Here is an 18472-nt window from a genome sequence, read left to right on the forward strand (position 1 = left end):
GGATTTCCCGGTCATCGCGCGGAATATAGTGGTTTACTACTGAAGGAAGCCGATTCAACCGAGGAAAAGCCGCACATGACGCAAAGCCAGCCGAGGTCCCAGAGCCCGGCTAACTGGCATCCCGGCATGCCGGAGCGTGAGGGCCTGTGGATTTTCACGGGTATCCGCGACTTTATCGACAACATCGCCAACACGTCGCCGGCACGGCTGGCGCTGACCGCGTTCGGTGTCGTCATCATCTTGTTCACAGGGCTTCTGTCCCTGCCGGCGTCCTCCGCCTCCGGCGATTTCACTCCCCTGCACCAGGCTCTCTTCACCGCGGTGTCCGCGGTCTGCGTCACCGGCCTGACCGTCGTTTCCACCGCGGTGCACTGGTCCTTCTTTGGCCAGCTGGTCATCCTGATCGGCATTTTCGTCGGCGGCCTGGGCACGCTGACGCTGGCCTCGCTGCTGGCGCTGATGGTCAGCAAGAAGCTAGGCGTCCGAGGCAAGCTGATTGCCCAGGAAGCCATGAACAACGCCGGCCGCCTTGGCGAAGTGGGCACCCTGCTGCGGATCGTCATCACCACCTCCGTGGTCATTGAGGCTGCCCTCGCCGTTGCCCTGGTCCCCCGCTTCCTGGCGCTGGGAGAGAGCTTCGGCCAGTCGGTGTGGCATGGCGTCTTCTATGCGATCTCAGCCTTCAACAACGCCGGTTTCACGCCGCACTCGGATGGCATCGTCCCGTACGAGACCGATCTCTGGATCCTGGTCCCGCTGATGCTCGGCGTCTTCCTGGGCAGCCTGGGTTTTCCCGTGGTGATGGTGCTGCAGCAGAACGGGCTGAACTGGAAGAAATGGAACCTGCACACCAAGCTGACCATCCAGGTGTCGTTCATCCTCCTGGCGGCCGGAACGGTGCTGTGGGGGCTCATGGAGTGGGAGAACATGCGGACCATCGGTTCCATGGACATCGGCGACAAAATCACCCACTCGCTGTTCGCCTCCGTGATGACCCGGTCCGGCGGCTTCAACCTGGTGGACCAGAACCACATGGAATCCACCACCATGCTCCTCACCGATGCCCTGATGTTCGCCGGCGGCGGTTCGGCCTCAACGGCCGGCGGCATCAAGGTGACCACCATCGCCGTCATGTTCCTGGCCATCGTGGCCGAGGCCCGCGGCGACGCCGACGTGAAGGTTTACGGCCGCACCATCCCGCAGGGAACCATGCGGGTGGCCATCTCGGTGATCGTCGCTGGCGCGACGCTTGTCTCCGTCTCAGCCTTCATGCTGCTGCACATCAGCGGGGCGTCCCTGGACCGGGTGCTCTTCGAAACCATCTCAGCCTTCGCCACCGTGGGCCTCAGCACGAACCTCAGTGCCGAGCTGCCGCCGTCGGGCGTTTATGTCCTGTCCGCGCTGATGTTTGCCGGACGCGTGGGCACCGTGACCCTCGCCGCTGCGCTGGCCTTGCGCCAGCGCAGCCAGCTGTACCACTACCCGGAAGAGAGGCCCATCATTGGCTGATTCCTCAGGCGCCGTAAATCGCCCCGCCCACAACGCCCCCGTGCTGGTGATTGGACTGGGCCGCTTCGGCTCATCCACCGCCGAACAGCTGGTCAAACAGGGACGCGAGGTCCTGGCGATCGAACGCGACCGCAACCTGGTGCAGAAATGGGCCCCCGTGCTCACGCACGTCGTCGAGGCCGACGCCACCAACATCGACGCCCTGCGGCAGCTCGGCGCGCAGGAGTTCAGCTCCGCCGTGGTGGGGGTGGGCACGTCCATCGAGTCCTCGGTGCTGATCACCGTGAACCTTGTGGACCTCGGGATCCAGCACCTCTGGGTCAAGGCGATCACCCCGTCCCATGGCAAGATCCTGACCCGGATCGGCGCCAACCACGTGATCTACCCGGAGGCCGACGCCGGCGTCCGTGCCGCGCACCTGGTGTCCGGACGGATGCTGGACTTCATCGAGTTCGACGACGACTACGCGATCGTGAAGATGTATCCGCCGCGGGAGACTGTCGGGTTTACCCTCGAGGAATCCAAGGTCCGTTCCAAGTACGGCGTGACCATTGTGGGCGTGAAGACCCCGGGCGAGGACTTCACATACGCCCGCCCGGAGACCAAAGTGTCATCGCGGGACATGCTGATCGTGTCCGGCCACGTGGACCTGCTGGAACGGTTCGCCGCCCGCCCGTAAGCGGTCCCGCCCGTAACCGGTGCAGGGTTTGTGCGGCGGCCCCGGCCGAGGCGGCTAACCGAGTTGCTGGGTGATTTCGGCTGCCCGGGCGGCCGCGGCGCGGGCGCCGTCGGCGATGATCGATGGCAGGCCGCGCTCGTCGAACGTGGCAATGGCGCGCTCGGTGGTGCCGTTCGGGCTGGTCACGGCCTTCCGCAGTGCGGTGGGATCCGCGCCGGGCTCAGCCAGCATCAGGCCGCCTCCCGCAACCGTTTCCCGTGCCAGCAGGAGTGAGAGCTCCGGATCCAGCCCCAGTTCGACGCCGGCCGCCGCCATCGCCTCGGCCAGGTAGAACACGTAGGCCGGCCCCGAACCGCTGATGGCGGACAGTGCATCCACCTGCTCTTCGGGCACCTCCACGACGGTCCCGGCACCTTTGAGGATGTCCTTGGCCAGTTGCAGCTGTTCGGCCGAGCAGTTGGTTCCGGGCGAGACGGACACGACACCGCGCCCGAGTTTGGCAGGCGTGTTCGGCATGGTGCGGATCACGGGCTGGCCCGCCGGCAGCGCAGCTTCGAGCTGCGCGATGGACACCGCGGCTGCCACACTGATCACGATGGTTTTCGGGGACAACGCACCGCTGATTTCCCTCGCGAGGTCGGCAATTCCCACAGGCTTGACGCCAAGGATTACGACGTCGGAGCCGGTGGCCGCCTGCATGTTGTTCTCCGGCTCCTCTTCGCCGGCTATGGCCGTAATGCCGGGGTGCCGCTGGGCAAGTTCGGCGGCACGCTCTGCGCGCCGGACGGTGGCCACGACATCCGCGGGATCCGTTCCTGCCTCCAGCATGCCGCTCATGACGGCCTCGTTCATGGATCCACAGCCAAGGAATGCGATTCGGTTGCTCATTGGTCCATCATGGCAGTTCGCCGCGCTTTGTCGCATCCGGCCCTATTCACAGCTCGCTCACATGATGGCCGCAGCTTCTTCACAAAGTGGACCCATAACGTAGTTATTACCTCATTGAGGGTGCGAGTGATGAGGCAAGCATGGGGATGTTTGCCTGGCACCGGTGGTCTGCAGCAGGTTTCCCCCATTTTCCTGCAAGGGCCGCCGGTGCTTCTCTTTTAAGTCCTGACTCCCGGCCCGGCCCTCAGGCCCTGCCGGTGCATATTGCCAGCCAACGCACAGGGAAAATTCCTGAAACACCCAAACTGGGTCGCTAGCTTGGAAAGTGCCTCACAGGTGCGAGTGATGACAGCCGGTTCTTCGGAACCGGCGCGGCGCCGGGCGGCTGCGGAAGGGTTCCCCCAATTCCTTCGGCAGGACCGTCCGGCGCTTTCTCTCTTAACCGGGGCTTTTGTCGTTTACCGGTGCTTTGCGCCCGGAACGGACGCGTTCAGGACAACGGCAGGTCAGCCGCGGGTAGTTCAAGCAGCCGGCCGCCAAGGAACCGGCGCTCCGCCGCGTTTCCGGCCAGGGCAAGCGCCTTCTGGTATTCCTGCCTGGCTTCGGAGTAGCGGCCCAGGCGCCGGAGGAGGTCCGCACGCACCGAGTGGAATACGCCGTAGCCTCCAAGGTCCAGCCCATCAACCAGCTCGAGGGCCGCGGCGGGGCCGTGCACTTCGGCAACAGCCACCGCCCGGTTGAGGGCCACCACCGGACCGGGCGACGCCTGCAGCAGCTGATCGTACAGCCGCAGGATCTGGTCCCAGTCCGTCGCACCGGCCGACGCGGAGTCGCTGTGGACCGCGTTGATGGCGGCCTGCAGCTGGTACGGTCCCGGCCGGTTCAGGCGGAGGCACCGGCGCACAATGGCCTGGCCTTCGAGGATCAGGTCCTGATCCCACAGCGCCCGGTCCTGGTCCGCCAACAGTACTGTGCCGCCGTCGGGCGTCATTCTGGCTGCGCGCCGCGATCCAATCAGCAGCAGTAGCGCCAGCAGCCCCTGGGCTTCGGGTTCGTCCGGCATCAGCGAAACCAGGACCCGGGCCAGCCTGACGGCCTCCGCGCAAAGCTCGTCACGGACCGGTGCCTCGCCGGAGCTGGCGCTGTAACCCTCGTTGAAGATGAGGTAGACGACGGCGAGCACGGCCGTCAGCCGCTCCGGCAGTTCCGCGCCGCGGGGAACGCGGTAGGGAATCCGGGCGTCACGGATTTTGGCCTTGGCCCGGACCAGCCGCTGGGCCATGGTCGTTTCCGGCACCATGAAGGCGCGGGCAATCTCCGCGGTGCTCAGCCCGCCCAAGAGGCGAAGCGTCAATGCCACCCGTGCCGGTGTTCCGAGGGCGGGGTGGCAGCAGGTGAAGATCAGCCGCAGCGTGTCGTCGTTCACGCCGGCCTCCCCTCCCAGTTCATCCAGCAGCAGGTCTTCGGGCGCCGCTCCCGAGGCGTCCCCGCCCCGGGCGTGAAGCAGCGCCGCCTGGGCATATTTGTCGTCGCGGGCTGCGTCACGCCGGAGCCGGTCAATGGCCCTGTTGCGGGCAGTAGTGATGATCCACCCGGCCGGGCTGGGCGGGATGCCCGCGGACGGCCAGCGCTGCACGGCCGCGGTGAACGCGTCCTGGACGGCGTCCTCGGCGGTGTCAATGTTGCCGAATATCCGGACCAGGACTGCCACGGCGCGGCCGTACTCCCGGCGGAAGATCCGTGCCATCGCGACGGCGGGATCCGCGAGGCCGGGATCCCCCGCACCGGTCCCGGAATCGTGTCCCGTCATCGGATGCGTCCGAACGCCTAATGCTGGAAGGGGCGGACTTCGACCGGCAGGGTCACGATCTTTGCCAGCCTGCGGGCCCAGCCGAGTGCGGCGTCAAGGTCGTCCACGTCAATGACGGTGAAGCCGCCCAGGTGCTCCTTGCCTTCGGTGAAGGGGCCGTCGGTGATGAGCACGTCGTCCCCCTGCGGTCGCAGGACTGTGGCGGTGTCCGCCGGATACAGGCCGGCAGCGAACACCCAGGCGCCGGCCGCTTTCATCTCCTCGTTGAGGGTCCCCAGCTCGCGCATGATGGGCTCCAGGAACTCCGCGTCCGGCACGGGACCGTCGGGCTGGTAGATGCTGAGCAGGTACTGTGACATTTGGTTTTCCTCCTTGCGGATCCGGCCGGCCTGGTGCCGGCGTCTCACCCTCTACACGAACGGCCGCCGCCCGTATCGACACATCCCGCTTCCTTTTTGAGAAAACCTGTGGAAAGTGCGGCTAGGCCTCCCGCGCAGCGACCAGCGGGTGGCTGAGATGCTGGCGTGCGAACGTCAGGGTTTCGTTCAGCCACTCTTCGCGCTCCCCCGCGAACTTCGCCCGTCGGGTGGAGATTTCCGCCACCACCACGCCGTCGAATCCGTTACTTGCCAGGTGCTGCAGCGCTTCGGCGCAGCCCTGGTTGCCGCGCCCGGGAATGAGGTGCTCGTCCCGTCCGGAGCCGGACCCGTCCGTGAGGTGGATATGCCTGAGCTTGCTGCCGAGGGCTTTGATCGCCTCAACGCTGTTGGCCCCCGCGGTGGCGGCGTGCGAGAAGTCCCAGGTGACGTCGTCGTAATCCTGCCCCAACGGGTCCCAGTGCGGCAGGTAGGCGACCGTCTCCCGCCCGCGCACGCGCCACGGGTACATGTTTTCGACGGCGATCCGTACCTGGTACATGTCGGCGAGCTGCCGGATGCCGGCCGGGAAATTCTCCGCGTAGTTGTTTTGCCAGCGGAACGGCGGATGAACCACCACGGTGCCGCAGCCCACCTCGCGGGCCATCCGGCAGGACATTTCGATCTTGTTCCACGCCGAACCCCAGACTTTCTGGGTCAGCAGCAGCGTGGGCGCATGGATGGAGACGATCGGCTGCCGGTAGCGGTGGCTGAGCTCCAGGAGGGAGTGCGGGCTTTGGCTGGTCGTGTTGTTGGTGACCATCACTTCAACGCCGTCAAAGCCGAGGTCCTGCGCCACGGCGAAGGCGTCGTGCACGCTGAGCGGGTAGACGGACGCGCTGGACAGCGCCACCGGGATCACACGGTTTTCGTCAGGGGAACCTTCGACGCCGGCGCTCATCTCAGTCGGCCCTACCGCCGGCCGCGCCTGCCGGGGACCCTGCGGCAGCCGCGGCGGCTACGGTGGCGGGGGCCGGGGCGGTTATCGGGGCGGGGGCGGTTGCGGCAGCCGGGCCCGGGGCTGCCGCTACCGGCGGCAGCGCTACGGGGGATGCGGGTTCCAGGGGACCCTCGAAAATCAGCTGGTCCAGCCTGCGGAGGATCAGTCCTTCACGCAGCGCCCACGGGCAGATCTTCACCTTCTTGAATTCGAAGAGTTCCAGGGCTGCTTCGGCCACGAGGGCTCCCGCGAGGAGCTGGTTGGCGCGGGCTTCGGACACACCGGGGAGGTGCAGCCGGTCCTCGGTCTTCATGGCCGATATCCGCTGTGCCCAGATGCCGAGGTCCGTGGCGCCCAGTTCGCGCTTGACGTACGGTCCGGCGGCGCTCGGGGCCGCACCAGCTATGCGCGCCAGGGAACGGAAGGTTTTGGATGTCCCGGCCACCACGTTGGCCCTGCCCAGCTCGTTGAAGCTTTTGACAGCGGGTTTCAGGGTGGCCCGGATGTAGCGCCGGAGCTCCTTGACGCTTTTCGCCGTGGGCGGGTCCTCGTGCAGCCAGTCGCGGGTGAGGCGGCTCGCTCCCAGCGGCACGGACGTGGCCAGCTCCGGCAGCTCATCCTGGCCCAGTGCCATTTCGAAGGAGCCGCCGCCGATGTCGAGGTTCAGGATGGGTCCGGCGCCCCAGCCGTACCAGCGCCGGACGGCAAAGAACGTCATGGACGCTTCTTCGCTGCCGGTGAGTTCCTGGAGCGTCACGGTGGTTTCGTGCTTGACCCTGGCCAGCACGGCCGGCCCGTTGGTGGCTTCGCGGATGGCCGAGGTACAGAATGCCAGCAGGTCCTGGGCTTTGTGCTTGGCAGCGAACTCCCACGCTTCCAGCACGAATTCGATGAGTTCGTGCTGGCCGGCGTCGTTGATGTTTCCTTCGGCGTCGAGGAACTGCACGAGCGAGAGCGGACGTTTATGCGAGGCAAAGGGCACCGGGCGCGCGCCGGGATGCGCATCAACCAGGAGCAGGTGGACGGTGTTTGATCCTATGTCGAGGACGCCTAGACGCATTCTGCCATTATTCACCGATAGCAAGCCGCCGGCGCAACTGCGTCGGCGGCTTGCCTGTCTGCGTCGGGATTAGAAGCGGCTGCTACTCGGCTGCTGCGTCGGCGGACTCCGTTGCAGGCTGGTCGGCCCGCTTGAAGTCGCGGCGGATGTTGGCCACGCCCTCGGGGTCGATTTCAAAGCCGAAGGCGCTGCCCGGATTGATCACCATACCGAGCTCATCGCCGAGGTTGCCGATGATGGCGGCTCCCTGGGTGCCCAGGACGTTGGGGGCCGCGTCGAGGAACTGCTGGTCCACCCGGCTCGGGTGCGAGAAAACGGCAAGTACGGGCTTTCCCTCGGCGTTGGACAGCACCAGTGGTTCCACCTGCGCGTCTTCGCCTTCAAGCGCATCGGAGCTGATGATGTAGACCTCGTTGTTGAGGAACGACAGGATGACGTCCACCGGGTTGGCATCCGGGTGGTCACCTGTGGCGAGCTTCTCTTCAAGGTCGTTCAGGGGCTGGATTTCCGCGGGTGCAGGCTGTTCAGTCATGTCTCTACTCGACCACGTTTCCCGGGCGGGGCGCAAACGCGAATTCGCCGGACAGCTGCGAAATCGCCGGAAAATTCCGGCGATTTCGCACGCTTCCGGCGAATTCAGCGAGCACGGGGCCACTCTACTTCTTGGCGACGGCCTTCTTCTTGGCCGGGGCCTTGCGTGCGGCGGCGGGACGCTTGGCCGGGCCCTTGGCGCGCTTCTCCGCCAGGAGTTCCACAGCCTGCTCGCGCGTCAATTCCTCCAGCGAGGTGGAACGCGGAACGGTGATGTTGGTGATGCCATCGGTGATGTACGGGCCGAAGCGGCCTTCCTTGACCACGATGTTCTTCTCGGACACCGGGTCCGGGCCGAACTCGGCGAGCGGCGGCACGGCGGCGCGGGCGCCCCTCTGCTTGGGCTGGGAGTAGATCTCCAGCGCCTGTTCCAGCGTGATGGTGAAGATTTCCTCTTCGGAGCCGATGGACCGCGAGTCCGTGCCCTTCTTCAGGTACGGGCCGAAGCGGCCGTTCTGCACGGTGATGACGTTGCCTTCGGCGTCCTCGCCGAGTACGCGCGGCAGGCTCATGAGCTGCAGGGCCTCTTCCAGGCTGACCGTGTCCACGCTCATCGAGGCGAACAGCGAACCGGTGCGCGGCTTGGCCTTGACGGGCTTCTTCGGCGGCTTGGGCTTGCCGTTCTTGTAGTACTCCACCGGCTGGTTGGCCAGTTGCTCGTCCGTCATTTCCGGAATGACTTCCGTAACGTACGCGCCATAGCGGCCGTTCTTGGCCACCACGGTGTGACCGGTGTGCGGGTCATCGCCCAGGACACGTTCCTCCGGCGCGGCCGTCTCCATCAATTCCTTGGCTTTGGCGGCCGTCAGCTCATCCGGAGCCAGGTCCTCGGGGACGTTGGCACGGGCAGACTCGACCACCTCGCCGGTCTTTGGGTCGACCGTGGGGATTGAGCTTTCCAGGTACGGGCCGAACTTGCCCACGCGAAGGGTGATGCCCTCGGCGATCGGCACGGAGTTGATTTCCTTGGCGTCGATTTCGCCCAGGTTGTTCACGATGCTCAGCAGACCGGGGTCGGAGTCTTCGCCGTAGTAGAAGTGCTTGAGCCAGGCGGCGCCCACGGCCTGGCCGTTGGCGATCTTGTCCAGGTCGCCTTCCATGTCCGCGGTGAACTCGTAGTCCACGTAGTCATGGAAATGCTGTTCGAGCAACCGGATCACGGAGAAGGCGATCCAGCTCGGGACCAGCGCGGAGCCCTGCTTCCGCACGTAGCCGCGGTCCTGGATGGTGGAAATGGTGGAGGCATAGGTGGACGGGCGTCCGATGCCTTTCTTTTCCAGCTCTGCCGTCAGGGAGGCTTCCGTGTAGCGCGGCGGCGGCGAGGTCTCGTGGCCAACGGCAACGATGTCCGAGGCGGTGAGTGCATCATCCTTGGCCACGTTGGGCAGGCGGCGGGCTTCCTCGGAATCGTCGTCGCCGCGGCTTTCGTCCTTGCCTTCCTCGTAGGCTGCCAGGAAGCCGGGGAACGTGATGACCGTGCCGGAGGCGGAGAACTCGGCATCCCGGCCGTCCGCTGCCACCGCGCCGAGGCGGATGGTGGCCGTGGAGCCCTTGGCGTCGCCCATCTGGGAGGCGACGGTGCGCTTCCAGATGAGCTCGTAGAGCCGGAATTCGTCACCCGAAAGCTGCTTGGCCACCTGCGCCGGGGTGCGGAAGGAGTCACCGGCGGGGCGGATAGCCTCGTGGGCTTCCTGCGCGTTGGCTGCCTTGCCGGTGTAGACCCGGGGCGACTGCGGCACGTACTCCGGGCCGTAGAGTTCGGAAGCCTGGCGCCGGGCGGCCGTCACAGCTTCGTCACTCAGCGCGGACGAGTCCGTACGCATATAGGTGATGTAGCCGTTTTCGTAGAGGCGCTGGGCCACCTGCATCGTGCTCTTGGAGGAGAACCGCAGCTTGCGCCCGGCTTCCTGCTGCAGCGTGGAGGTGGTGAAGGGAGCGGCCGGACGGCGGGTGTACGGCTTGGTGTCGACGGAGCGGACACGGAATTCGGCGGTCTGCAGGCCCGCCGCGAGGGACGTGGCGAGTTCCTCGTTCAGGTGCGCGACGTTGCGGGAGGTGAGTTCGCCGTCGTCGTTAAAATCACGGCCGCTGGCCACCTTGGCGCCGTCAACGGCCGCCAGCTTTGCTTTGAAGGAACCGGAGCCGGCGCCGAACTGGCCCGTGAGGTCCCAGTAGGACGCTGCCTTGAACGCCATGCGTTCCCGTTCACGGTCCACCACCATGCGGGTGACCACGGACTGGACGCGGCCGGCTGACAGGCCGCGGGCCACCTTGCGCCACAGCACCGGGGAAATTTCGTAGCCGTACAGGCGGTCCAGCACGCGGCGTGTTTCCTGCGCATCCACGAGGTCCTGGTCGACGTCGCGCAGATTGCCCATGGCGCGCTGGATGGCTTCCTTGGTGATTTCGCCGAACGTCATCCGGTACACCGGCACTTTGGGCTTGAGCACTTCCAGCAGGTGCCACGCGATGGCCTCGCCCTCGCGGTCCCCATCGGTTGCGAGGTAAAGTTCGTCGGCGTCCTTGAGCGCTGCTTTGAGCTCAGACACCTTCTTCTTCTTGTCCGCGGACACCACGTAGTACGGCTTGAAGTCGTTTTCGATGTCGACGGCGAACTTGCCAATGGAGGTCTTCTTGAGTTCGGCGGGGAGCTCCGAAGGCTGCGGCAGATCACGGATGTGACCGATGGAGGCCTCCACGATGAAGCCCTCGCCCAGGTACTTGGCGATGGTCTTGCTCTTGGCCGGAGACTCCACGATCACGAGTTTTTTGCCGGTTTTGGCCTTGCTTGGCACGGTGCTCCTACAGAAAAAGGTTGGCTCGGGCAGATGAGCCCATACTCGCCTAGTTCACCATATTTTGAAGGATGATGCGCATTCATGTGGAAAACGGGGGCCGGGCATCACTTGCGGTCGTCAGGAATCATGGACCACATTGTGGCCATTCTCTCGGCACCCTCGGGGACCTGGTCCGGGTCCTCAAGCTCGTATTCCTTAAGCAGCCCGAACACCTTCGCGGTGAGCTCCGAGCGCTGCGCGGCTGTCAGGTACAACAGGTGCGTGGAGAGCACCACGACACCGGGCGCCTCCGTGGATTCGCTGATTTTCCGGCGTTCGTCACGGACCTTGGCGTAGGCATCGACCCTGCGCCGGAAGGCGTCCAGCTCGAGGTCCAGGACGGCAAACTCGGGGCTGGCCACTCCCCCGCCTGAATTGATGGTGAAGTCCGTTCCGGCAGCCCGCCACCGGCGTTCCCGTGCATCGCCGGCAGTGGCGGCCGGCTCCACGATTCCCCATTTCTGCAGGGCCCGCAGATGGTAGCTCATGGCGCTCGGCGTCAGGCCGGTCTGCGCGGCAAGCTCCGTGGCCGTCCGGCTGACCTGGGTGGAATACAGCTCCGAGATCACTTCCAGCCGTGCCGCGTGGGCAAGCGCGCGGATGGCCTTGGGGTCGGTGATCTCCACTTTCTTTTCCGGCCGTGCCCTGCGCCTGGCACCCTCTAGTGCGGCCGGCTCCGTTTCTGGAGTTTCTGCATTCACGCCTCCATTCTATCGGCGATCCGGCAACTCTGAAAGAAACGCTTGACATTCCCTTGCGGCGGGGGGTAGTTTCGCGGACATGGGGGACACGGCCGGGAGATCGCCTGCCTTAATACAAGTAAATCCAGCGCTTTGGCGAAACCGGGACTTCCTGCTGGCAAGCAGCGCCCGGTTCATGGCTGCCGCCGGCATGGGTGCCGTTGTGGTCAGCGTGATGCTGCATCTGCAGGCAGTCACCGTGGCCGGCACCGTCCCGCTCGCGGGCTCCTGGCTCGTAGCCACCTACCTGCTGTGTTCGGCCCTTCCGCTGGTGGTCCTTGCTCCGTGGGCAGGACGGCTCGCTGACACCAGGGATTCCCGCACACTCGCGACGGCGGCTTCCGCAGGAAGTGCCGCAGCGGTTGCAGGCATGGGGCTGAGCATGCACTATCTGGAACACTACATTCCCGCGCTCTTCGCCCTCACGTTCCTTCTGAACGCCTGCCAGGCCGTGGCCGGCCCGACGTTTCAGGCCCTGTTGCCCCGGATTGTCGGGGAAGAACGAACACCCAGTGCCGTGGGCACCATGCAGGCAACGATCATGATCGCGGGAATGGCAGGGCCTGCGGCAGGCGGAGTGCTCAGCGGGTGGGGCGGTTCACTGCTCGTATTTTCCGTGGCGAGTGCCCTATACGTCCTGATGGGAGTAGGCGCGTTCCTGATCCGGACCCGGAGGGGCACGTCCGCCGACCGTGCCGGGCGGAAGCTGCCCGCTCTGATGAACGGGCTCGGGCTTATCCGGCGGGACAGCCTGGTGTGGGCCCTGGTGCTCGGCGCACTGTTTTTCATTGCCGTGGGGGAAGCAACCAACGTCCTTGAGGTGTTCCTCGTCCGGGGCGAGATGGGCGCTTCCGAAACGCAGTACGGCCTGCTCGTGGCCGCTTTTGCCCTGGGAATGGCCGCCGGGGCCGTTCTCGCCGGCCGGATCAAAACAGCCCCGGTCCGGCTCCGCATCCTCTTGGGGTCCATGGCGCTGACGTCCGCGGTACTCGCCGTCATTGGGCTGGTGCCCACCGTGGAGATGATGTTCGTCGCGTACACCGGGATGGGGGTCTTCTGCGGCGTCCTCAATGCCTGCTTCGGAGCGATCGTGATCCTGCGGATGCCCGAGGAAGGCCGCGGCCAGGCGATGTCCATGATCGGCGGCCTGACCCGGGCCATCACCGTTGTGGCGTTGGCGTTCGGGGGACTCCTCGGCGTCCTGCTGCCGGTCCGGGCCGCCTTCCTGCTGGTCGGCGGGATCGGCGCGCTGGTGTCCTTGACCATCGCCATAATTGTTCTGTGGCGCTTCGGTTCAGACGACCTGGCTCCGGCCGGACAAGCCGAAGCCGGACACGCCGAAGCGGGCCAAGCCGGGGCCGGGCAGGCCGGCGTCATCGCAGATCCGGCAGGTCCTGACGGTCCGGAGGAAGCGCCCGTCGTATCCGGTTCAGGCCGGCAGGAGGAACCCGTCGAGGACCAGGTTCCGGACTTCGGCGAGGAGCCCGTTCCGGAACGTTTCGCCGTCGAACCCGTCGCCCCCGCCCAGCAGCGCTTCAAGGGCACCGGTGATCTGCCCGACGGACAGATCACCGTCGCACGCTGACACGAAGCCGGCAAGCTCAGTACTCAGCAGGTTGGTGCGCCGAAGCCCGGAGCCCTGGCGCAAAAGGATCACGCCGGGATGTTCCGCACCGGGCCGCTGGTGGCGCTCCTCCGTGACGTCCTCCGCCACCAGCAGGTGGGTGGCGGCAAGATTGTTCGCGGCCACCCAGTCGGCCCGCTCCACCGCTGCGCCCAGGCACGGGCCAATGGGCTGCTCGACGGGATAAGTGATTTCCTCGAAGCGGCTGATGACCGGCCGGGCGCCCGGCGCGGGGCGCCGAAGGAAGATCATGCCAAAGCCGATCCCGGCCACGTTGCGTGAGGCAAAGTCGTCCAGGTAGGCGGCGTAGGCGTCCTGGTAGTGCTGCCGGTCGCGGGATTCCGAAGCGTCCCGCAGCCACGTTTCGGCGTACTGTTCCGGCCCCACGAGCTCGCGCTGGATGAACCAGGCGTCCACGTCCGGTCCGGCCCAGCTTTGCGGCCGCTCGTACCAGGCGGTCCCCGCGGTGACCTCCCAGTTGCCCAAGAGCTGGGCTGTTCCGGCCGGAGCCAGGACGGACGGCAGTTGCCGGACCAGCGACGCGACAATGTCGTCCCCGGGCAGCCCGCCGTCGCGGTAGGTGAACTGGTCTGCGGCGGCCTCCCCCAGGCTCCGGGGCGTGATCACGAACGGCGGATTGGACACCACCAGGTCAAAGGTTTCGCCGGCCACGGGTTCCAGCAGCGAACCCAGCCGCAGGCTCACCCGGTCCTCCGGCTTGGCCGGGTCGATATGCAAGGCTTCGGCGTTCAGGAGAAGGTTGAACCGGGTGAAGGCAAGGGCCCGGGCAGAGAGGTCCGTGGCTGTCACGTGGTCCGCGTGGTGCAGGAGATGGAAGGTCTGGATGCCGCAGCCGGTGCCCAGATCGAGGGCCTTGGAAACCTGGCGGCGGATGGTGGTCTGCACCAGCGTGGTGGAGGCCTGCCCGATCCCCAGCACATGATCGTGGCGCAGGACGCCGGGCTGCTGATGCGCCGCGAGGTCGCTGGCCACCCACAAGTCGGCGCCGCCGCTACTGTCCGCATCCCTATCGTCCGGGTCTGCCTCGTCTGCGCCTGTCACGGCATTGCCGCGCCAGCCGTACGGCCGGAGATCGGCCTTCGCCCTGACGGTTCGCCACGCAGCATCCGTGCCGACCTCCCCCGAGGACGGTTCGACGAGCCCCAACGCGAGGAGACCCTCCGTGCGGATCCCCGGGAGGGCGGCGTCGAGCACTTCAGCGTGCTGTGGCACGGCCAGGAGCCACAGGCGTACGACGGCGGCGAGCGCCGCTGCGTCAGGGTCGCCTTGCGCGGCGGCGTCGGTGGCAATCAGCGACGGGATGAGCTGGTCGCGGCCGAGCGCGGAATAGGCGGATTCGCCGAGCAGCCCGGCGACTCCGTCCACGGTGTAACCGATGGCCCGCAGGTCCGCCGCGAGAGCGGACAGCAGCTCCGGGAGGTCGCTGCGTGGGGCGTCGGAGGTGTTGCCGGCCGTGAAGTGCATAGCTGTTTCAGTCACGGTGCAAGTCTAGGGTTCCGGGGCGTGCCCGCTGGGCTTCGTCCGCCGGTATACGCTCGCCTTCGTTCGCCGGCCCGATTCACCGGGATAGTCCCGCCTACGGCGGGATTGTCAGCAGCACCACCTATGCTTCTGAGCATGAGCCGCAAAAGTGTGATCTTCGTTGACGCAGGTTTCCTCCTGGCCACGGGCGGGCTGCGGGTCACCGGGAACTCCCTCCGCTCGGCATTTTCGGTTCAGTACAAGAACCTTGTGGACGGCATCCAGGAATTTGTCAGCGAACGCGACAGCCGGGATCTGCTGAGGATGTACTGGTATGACGCCGCCAAGGATGGCGTGTTCAGCGACGAACACAAGCGGATCGGCCTGCTGCCCGGAGTCAAGGTCCGGCTGGGGCGGATGTCCTACAACGGCGAGCAGAAGGGCGTGGACCTCAAGCTCGGCCTGGACCTCGTGGGAGTTGCGCGGAACCGTTCGGCCGACGTCGCCTACCTGTTGTCCGGCGACGACGACCTTGCCGAAGCGGTGGAAGCAGCGCAGGACCTCGGCATGAAAGTGGTGCTGCTGGGGATTGAGAACCAGGGCCACCGGCTCGGCGTCACAGCGGTGGCCGAGCATCTGGCGCTGCAGGTCGACGACATCGCCACACTGCCGCAGTCACTCTTGGACCGTTGCTTTGCGAAGTCGGCGCCGGTGGCGGAGGCTGCCGTCCAGGCCGCTGCGCCCTCCGACGTCAGCGTTTCGAGCAACGGCGCGGGCCATGCTCCCGGCACGAGGCCTGTTCCGGGGCCCGGTGTTTTACAGGCCTTCAGTCCCGCGGAGTCGGGAGCAGGCGCTGCCGCACCCTCCGGTCCCGAGGCTGCCGGCGCTCCCGCTGGCGCCGAGTCCGCCGATGACTCGGTGTCCGCTGCTGCCAGCCCGGCAGGCTCACCCAGCCGGCCCGTGCCGACGCCGGGCCCACGGCGCGTACCGCAGGACCTGCGGCCGGTGCCGCCAGCCGGCATGGTGCGCCGGGAACCGGTGTATTCCACTGCAACAGGCGCCCCTGCTGCCCAGAGCCCCTGGTTCGACCTGGTGGAGAGCGCCGAGGCGGTGGCAGTCAGCCTGGCGGACAACTGGCACGGCAGCGTCAGCCAGCGGGAACTCAACGAACTCCTTGCAGAGCGTCCCCTGCTCCCGCCGACGATTGACCGGGTCCTGATCAAGGACTGTGCCGCGAAGATCGGCGAAGCGAAGACGGACCTCCAGGACATCCGGAAGGCCATCCGGGCTGCGTTCTGGCGCCGCCTCGACGAGCTGGTTTAGCAGCGCCATGGCAACGCCCCGCAGAGGCGGGCAGCGCCGAAGTTGGTTGCGGCCGGGGCGCGTTCCGGGGCACCATGGTCCTATGCATCTGCAGCAACGATTTATCAGCCCTCGGCCGCTTTCCGGCCGCACGGGCTTCTTGCTGCGCGCATAATTGCGGGCGCCGGGGTCCGTCCGGTGCAGCGGCTGAGGGTGATTCCTCCCTTCCCACAGCTGCCCCAAAGGATCCCCCATGAAGAACTACCTCTCCCTGACAGAACTCAATGCCGCACTCGCCCTGCGCGACCTGACGGACCCCGCCACCGGAGCACACGCCATGCAGCGGCTGCTGGCGGACGTCGTCGCCGCGCTGGAACGGCGCTGGGACATCCCGTCCGAAACCCACCGGCTCAACCCGCTGGTGGCCACCGCGGACAACTACGACCGGCTGGGCTATGCGCCCGGGGACGTCACCCGGGACTCCCGGTATTCGCGCCATGTCAGCCCCACCGTGATGCTGCGGAGCCACACGTCGGCGGGCATCCCGGCAGTCCTCGACTCACTCCGCGGCGAGCAGGGCCGCTACGACCGGCTGCATGTGCTGCCCGGGCTGGTCTACCGCCGGGACGCCATTGACCGCACGCATGTGGGAGCGCCGCACCAGGTTGATCTGTGGCGCATCACGGCGCGCGGCTTGCTGGGGACCGCGGACCTGCAGGCGATGATGGCGGCAGTTGTTGAAGCCGTACTTCCGGCGGCGGAGCACCCCGGCGTGCAGTGGCGGGCAACCCCGGCCACGCACAGCTATACGGCGGCCGGCCGGCAGCTGGACGTATTGGTCACCCTGCCGGACGGCCGCAGCGGATGGCTGGAACTCGCCGAGTGCGGCCTGGTGGCTGCCCCGGTGCTTCGCAGCTCCGGCTTGGATCCCCGGAGGTGGGCCGGCCTGGCCCTCGGCATGGGGCTGGACAGGGCGCTCATGCTGCGCAAGGGCATGGACGACATCCGGCTGCTCCGCTCGGAAAATCCGGAGATCCAGGCGCAGCTGCTGGACCTGACGCCCTACCGCCCGGTTTCACTCATGCCGGCAGTCTGCCGGGACCTCTCGCTGGTACTCACGGACTCTGCCGAGGCCGACGTCGAGCTGCTGGGCGACCTCGCACGGTCCGCCCTTGGCAAGGAGGCGGATGTCCTTGCCACCCTGGAGATCAAAGCGGTGACGCCGACGGCGGAACTGCCGCCTGCCGCCGTCGACCGCCTCCGCATGGGGCCGGGCGACGTCAATGTCCTGCTCCGTCTGGCGCTCCAGCCGCTCGACCGGACGCTGACCGATGAGCAGGCGAACCGGCTGCGGGACCGGGTGTACGTTGCGCTGCACCAGGGCAAGGTGCAGGAGCTGATCGCCGGCTAGGCCTTCCCCGGGGCGGGTCAGGGCCCCGGCAGGGGTCCGGACCAGCCCTTTTCAACAGGTAAGTTGGAGGTATGTTTTCACGTTCAACCGGGCCCTGGCGGCTGTCTGCGCTGAGGCGCGTCGTCGGCATGGCGGCACTCGGCGCCTGCCTCGTGGTGGCCGCTTCGGCCTGCTCCTCAGCCGTGTCCATCGAGAATGCGGACGTCCCGGCCTGGAAGGCCACGGCCCTGCCAACCGCCGGCGGAACCGTGCTGGAGGATGCCGGCAAGATCCTGAACCGCCAGCCGCTGGTCAAGGACGCAGCCGACGTTCCGGCCGGCGTCTACACGCTGACGATGACGTGCGACGGCGGGGGCAAGGCCTTCTTCACGGTCAGTACCGGAGGAACGAAGCTCGCCGAAGCCGGAGCCGCCTGCAACGGCAGCCGCGAGCGCGCCAAAGTCACTGTCCCTGCCACCGGGCCCGTGCAGATCAGTACCTCCAGCGTGGACGCTCCGCTTATCTACGCCTACCATCTGGCGGCGGCGGGCTAGCTGTGACTTGCACCGTCAGCGATGGTGCGTATGCTCAGGGGCATGTCAGCTCTTTGGGGGAAGCGGATGGTCAGCGTTGCCGTGGTTGTGCCTATTCTGGCCCTGCTCGCCGCGGTGCTAGGCGGTTGCGAATACGGCACGGACCAGTACGCGGACGACGGCGATCCTGATCAGTCCCGACCGACCGCCGGTGCGTCCACCACGGTTGCCGCACCACCGGTTCCGCTCGCCAGCATGGATCCCGCACTCGAGGCTGAGCTGGAACGAAACATGGCCGCCGTCGAACTGAAGCTGGCGGACCTGCCCGCGGGGGCGAGCGGCGGCGCAGGGAGTATCGGCGGGCACAGCAGCGCAGGCAGCGGACTCACATTCAGCGTCGTCCTGACACAGGCGGGGACATATACGCTCACGGCCATCTGCGTAGGCGCGGCCAAGGCGAAGCTGATGGTCACCTCACGCGGAGCAGTCAGCAGCTCGCAAAGCAACGATGTGCCGTGCGGAACGCTGGTCAAATGGCGGGTGGAGCTGGGAACCGGGCCGGTCACCGTCCACCTCGTGAGTCCGGACGAAGCCGGCCTCCACAAAGCCGCAGTGGGCGCTGTACGCATCTTCGACCCCATGCCTGGCGGCCCCGTGCTCTGACGTTCGCG

15 protein-coding genes and 1 pseudogene are annotated in these 18472 nt (G+C 66.7%); 7 read left to right on the forward strand and 9 right to left on the reverse strand.

Annotated features, from left to right (window positions below):
• Positions 1 to 75 precede the first annotated feature (75 nt).
• Together ACSQ1X_RS17105 and ACSQ1X_RS17110 are read left to right on the forward strand one after the other, a co-directional pair.
• Complete coding sequence (locus ACSQ1X_RS17105; RefSeq protein WP_436058536.1) at positions 76 to 1509, forward strand: TrkH family potassium uptake protein; 1434 nt, start codon at positions 76 to 78, stop codon at positions 1507 to 1509.
• Positions 1502 to 2188, forward strand: a complete 687-nt coding sequence (locus ACSQ1X_RS17110; RefSeq protein WP_043437835.1) for a potassium channel family protein — start codon at positions 1502 to 1504, stop codon at positions 2186 to 2188. Before ACSQ1X_RS17105 ends, ACSQ1X_RS17110 begins: the two co-directional genes overlap by 8 nt.
• Positions 2189 to 2242: 54 nt before the next feature.
• Here the strand turns inward: ACSQ1X_RS17110 and proC are convergent, their stop codons facing one another.
• From proC to ACSQ1X_RS17150, 8 genes are all read right to left on the reverse strand, one after another.
• A complete protein-coding gene (proC, locus tag ACSQ1X_RS17115) occupies positions 2243 to 3076 on the reverse strand; it encodes a pyrroline-5-carboxylate reductase (RefSeq protein WP_436058537.1) in 834 nt (277 codons plus the stop codon).
• A gap of 490 nt (positions 3077 to 3566) precedes the next feature.
• Positions 3567 to 4886 (reverse strand): RNA polymerase sigma factor, encoded by a 1320-nt coding sequence (locus ACSQ1X_RS17120; protein ID WP_436058538.1) that lies wholly within the window; start codon positions 4884 to 4886, stop codon positions 3567 to 3569.
• 17 nt (positions 4887 to 4903) lie between these two features.
• Positions 4904 to 5245 carry a YciI family protein gene (locus ACSQ1X_RS17125; protein WP_436058539.1) on the reverse strand — a complete coding sequence of 114 codons (342 nt, stop codon included), beginning with the start codon at positions 5243 to 5245 and terminating at the stop codon, positions 4904 to 4906.
• 121 nt (positions 5246 to 5366) lie between these two features.
• Positions 5367 to 6203, reverse strand: a complete 837-nt coding sequence (locus ACSQ1X_RS17130; RefSeq protein WP_436058540.1) for a sugar phosphate isomerase/epimerase family protein — start codon at positions 6201 to 6203, stop codon at positions 5367 to 5369.
• A gap of 1 nt (position 6204) precedes the next feature.
• Positions 6205 to 7302, reverse strand: a complete 1098-nt coding sequence (locus tag ACSQ1X_RS17135) for a Ppx/GppA phosphatase family protein (protein WP_436058541.1) — start codon at positions 7300 to 7302, stop codon at positions 6205 to 6207.
• Positions 7303 to 7384: 82 nt separating this feature from the next.
• Complete coding sequence (locus tag ACSQ1X_RS17140; RefSeq protein ID WP_436058542.1) at positions 7385 to 7834, reverse strand: SseB family protein; 450 nt, start codon at positions 7832 to 7834, stop codon at positions 7385 to 7387.
• 124 nt (positions 7835 to 7958) lie between these two features.
• A complete protein-coding gene (topA, locus tag ACSQ1X_RS17145; RefSeq protein WP_055804920.1) occupies positions 7959 to 10688 on the reverse strand; it encodes a type I DNA topoisomerase in 2730 nt (909 codons plus the stop codon).
• Between the two features lie 107 nt (positions 10689 to 10795).
• Positions 10796 to 11431 (reverse strand): ArsR/SmtB family transcription factor, encoded by a 636-nt coding sequence (locus ACSQ1X_RS17150; RefSeq protein ID WP_436058543.1) that lies wholly within the window; start codon positions 11429 to 11431, stop codon positions 10796 to 10798.
• A 214-nt stretch (positions 11432 to 11645) separates the two neighbouring features.
• On the opposite strand from ACSQ1X_RS17150, the pseudogene ACSQ1X_RS17155 reads away from it, so the two are divergent.
• Positions 11646 to 12698, forward strand: a pseudogene (locus ACSQ1X_RS17155) (MFS transporter); the annotation flags it as partial.
• A 201-nt stretch (positions 12699 to 12899) separates the two neighbouring features.
• Here ACSQ1X_RS17155 and ACSQ1X_RS17160 read toward each other — a convergent pair.
• The gene (locus ACSQ1X_RS17160) at positions 12900 to 14579 is read right to left on the reverse strand and encodes a DUF7059 domain-containing protein (RefSeq protein WP_436059360.1); all 1680 of its coding nucleotides are present in this window, start codon (positions 14577 to 14579) and stop codon (positions 12900 to 12902) included.
• Between the two features lie 153 nt (positions 14580 to 14732).
• On the opposite strand from ACSQ1X_RS17160, the gene ACSQ1X_RS17165 reads away from it, so the two are divergent.
• From ACSQ1X_RS17165 to ACSQ1X_RS17180, 4 genes are all read left to right on the forward strand, one after another.
• On the forward strand, positions 14733 to 15899 hold the full coding sequence (locus tag ACSQ1X_RS17165) for an NYN domain-containing protein (protein WP_436058544.1): 1167 nt from the start codon (positions 14733 to 14735) through the stop codon (positions 15897 to 15899).
• A 232-nt stretch (positions 15900 to 16131) separates the two neighbouring features.
• Positions 16132 to 17289: a PheS-related mystery ligase SrmL gene (gene srmL / locus ACSQ1X_RS17170; protein ID WP_436058545.1), complete on the forward strand. Its 1158-nt coding sequence runs from the start codon at positions 16132 to 16134 to the stop codon at positions 17287 to 17289.
• Positions 17290 to 17360: 71 nt separating this feature from the next.
• A complete protein-coding gene (locus ACSQ1X_RS17175; protein WP_436058546.1) occupies positions 17361 to 17822 on the forward strand; it encodes a hypothetical protein in 462 nt (153 codons plus the stop codon).
• A 42-nt stretch (positions 17823 to 17864) separates the two neighbouring features.
• Positions 17865 to 18464 (forward strand): hypothetical protein, encoded by a 600-nt coding sequence (locus tag ACSQ1X_RS17180; RefSeq protein WP_436058547.1) that lies wholly within the window; start codon positions 17865 to 17867, stop codon positions 18462 to 18464.
• The last annotated feature ends 8 nt before the right edge of the window (positions 18465 to 18472 follow it).

Origin of the sequence: Arthrobacter sp. LjRoot78, assembly GCF_964254335.1 — a bacterium.
Classification (GTDB): domain Bacteria; phylum Actinomycetota; class Actinomycetes; order Actinomycetales; family Micrococcaceae; genus Arthrobacter.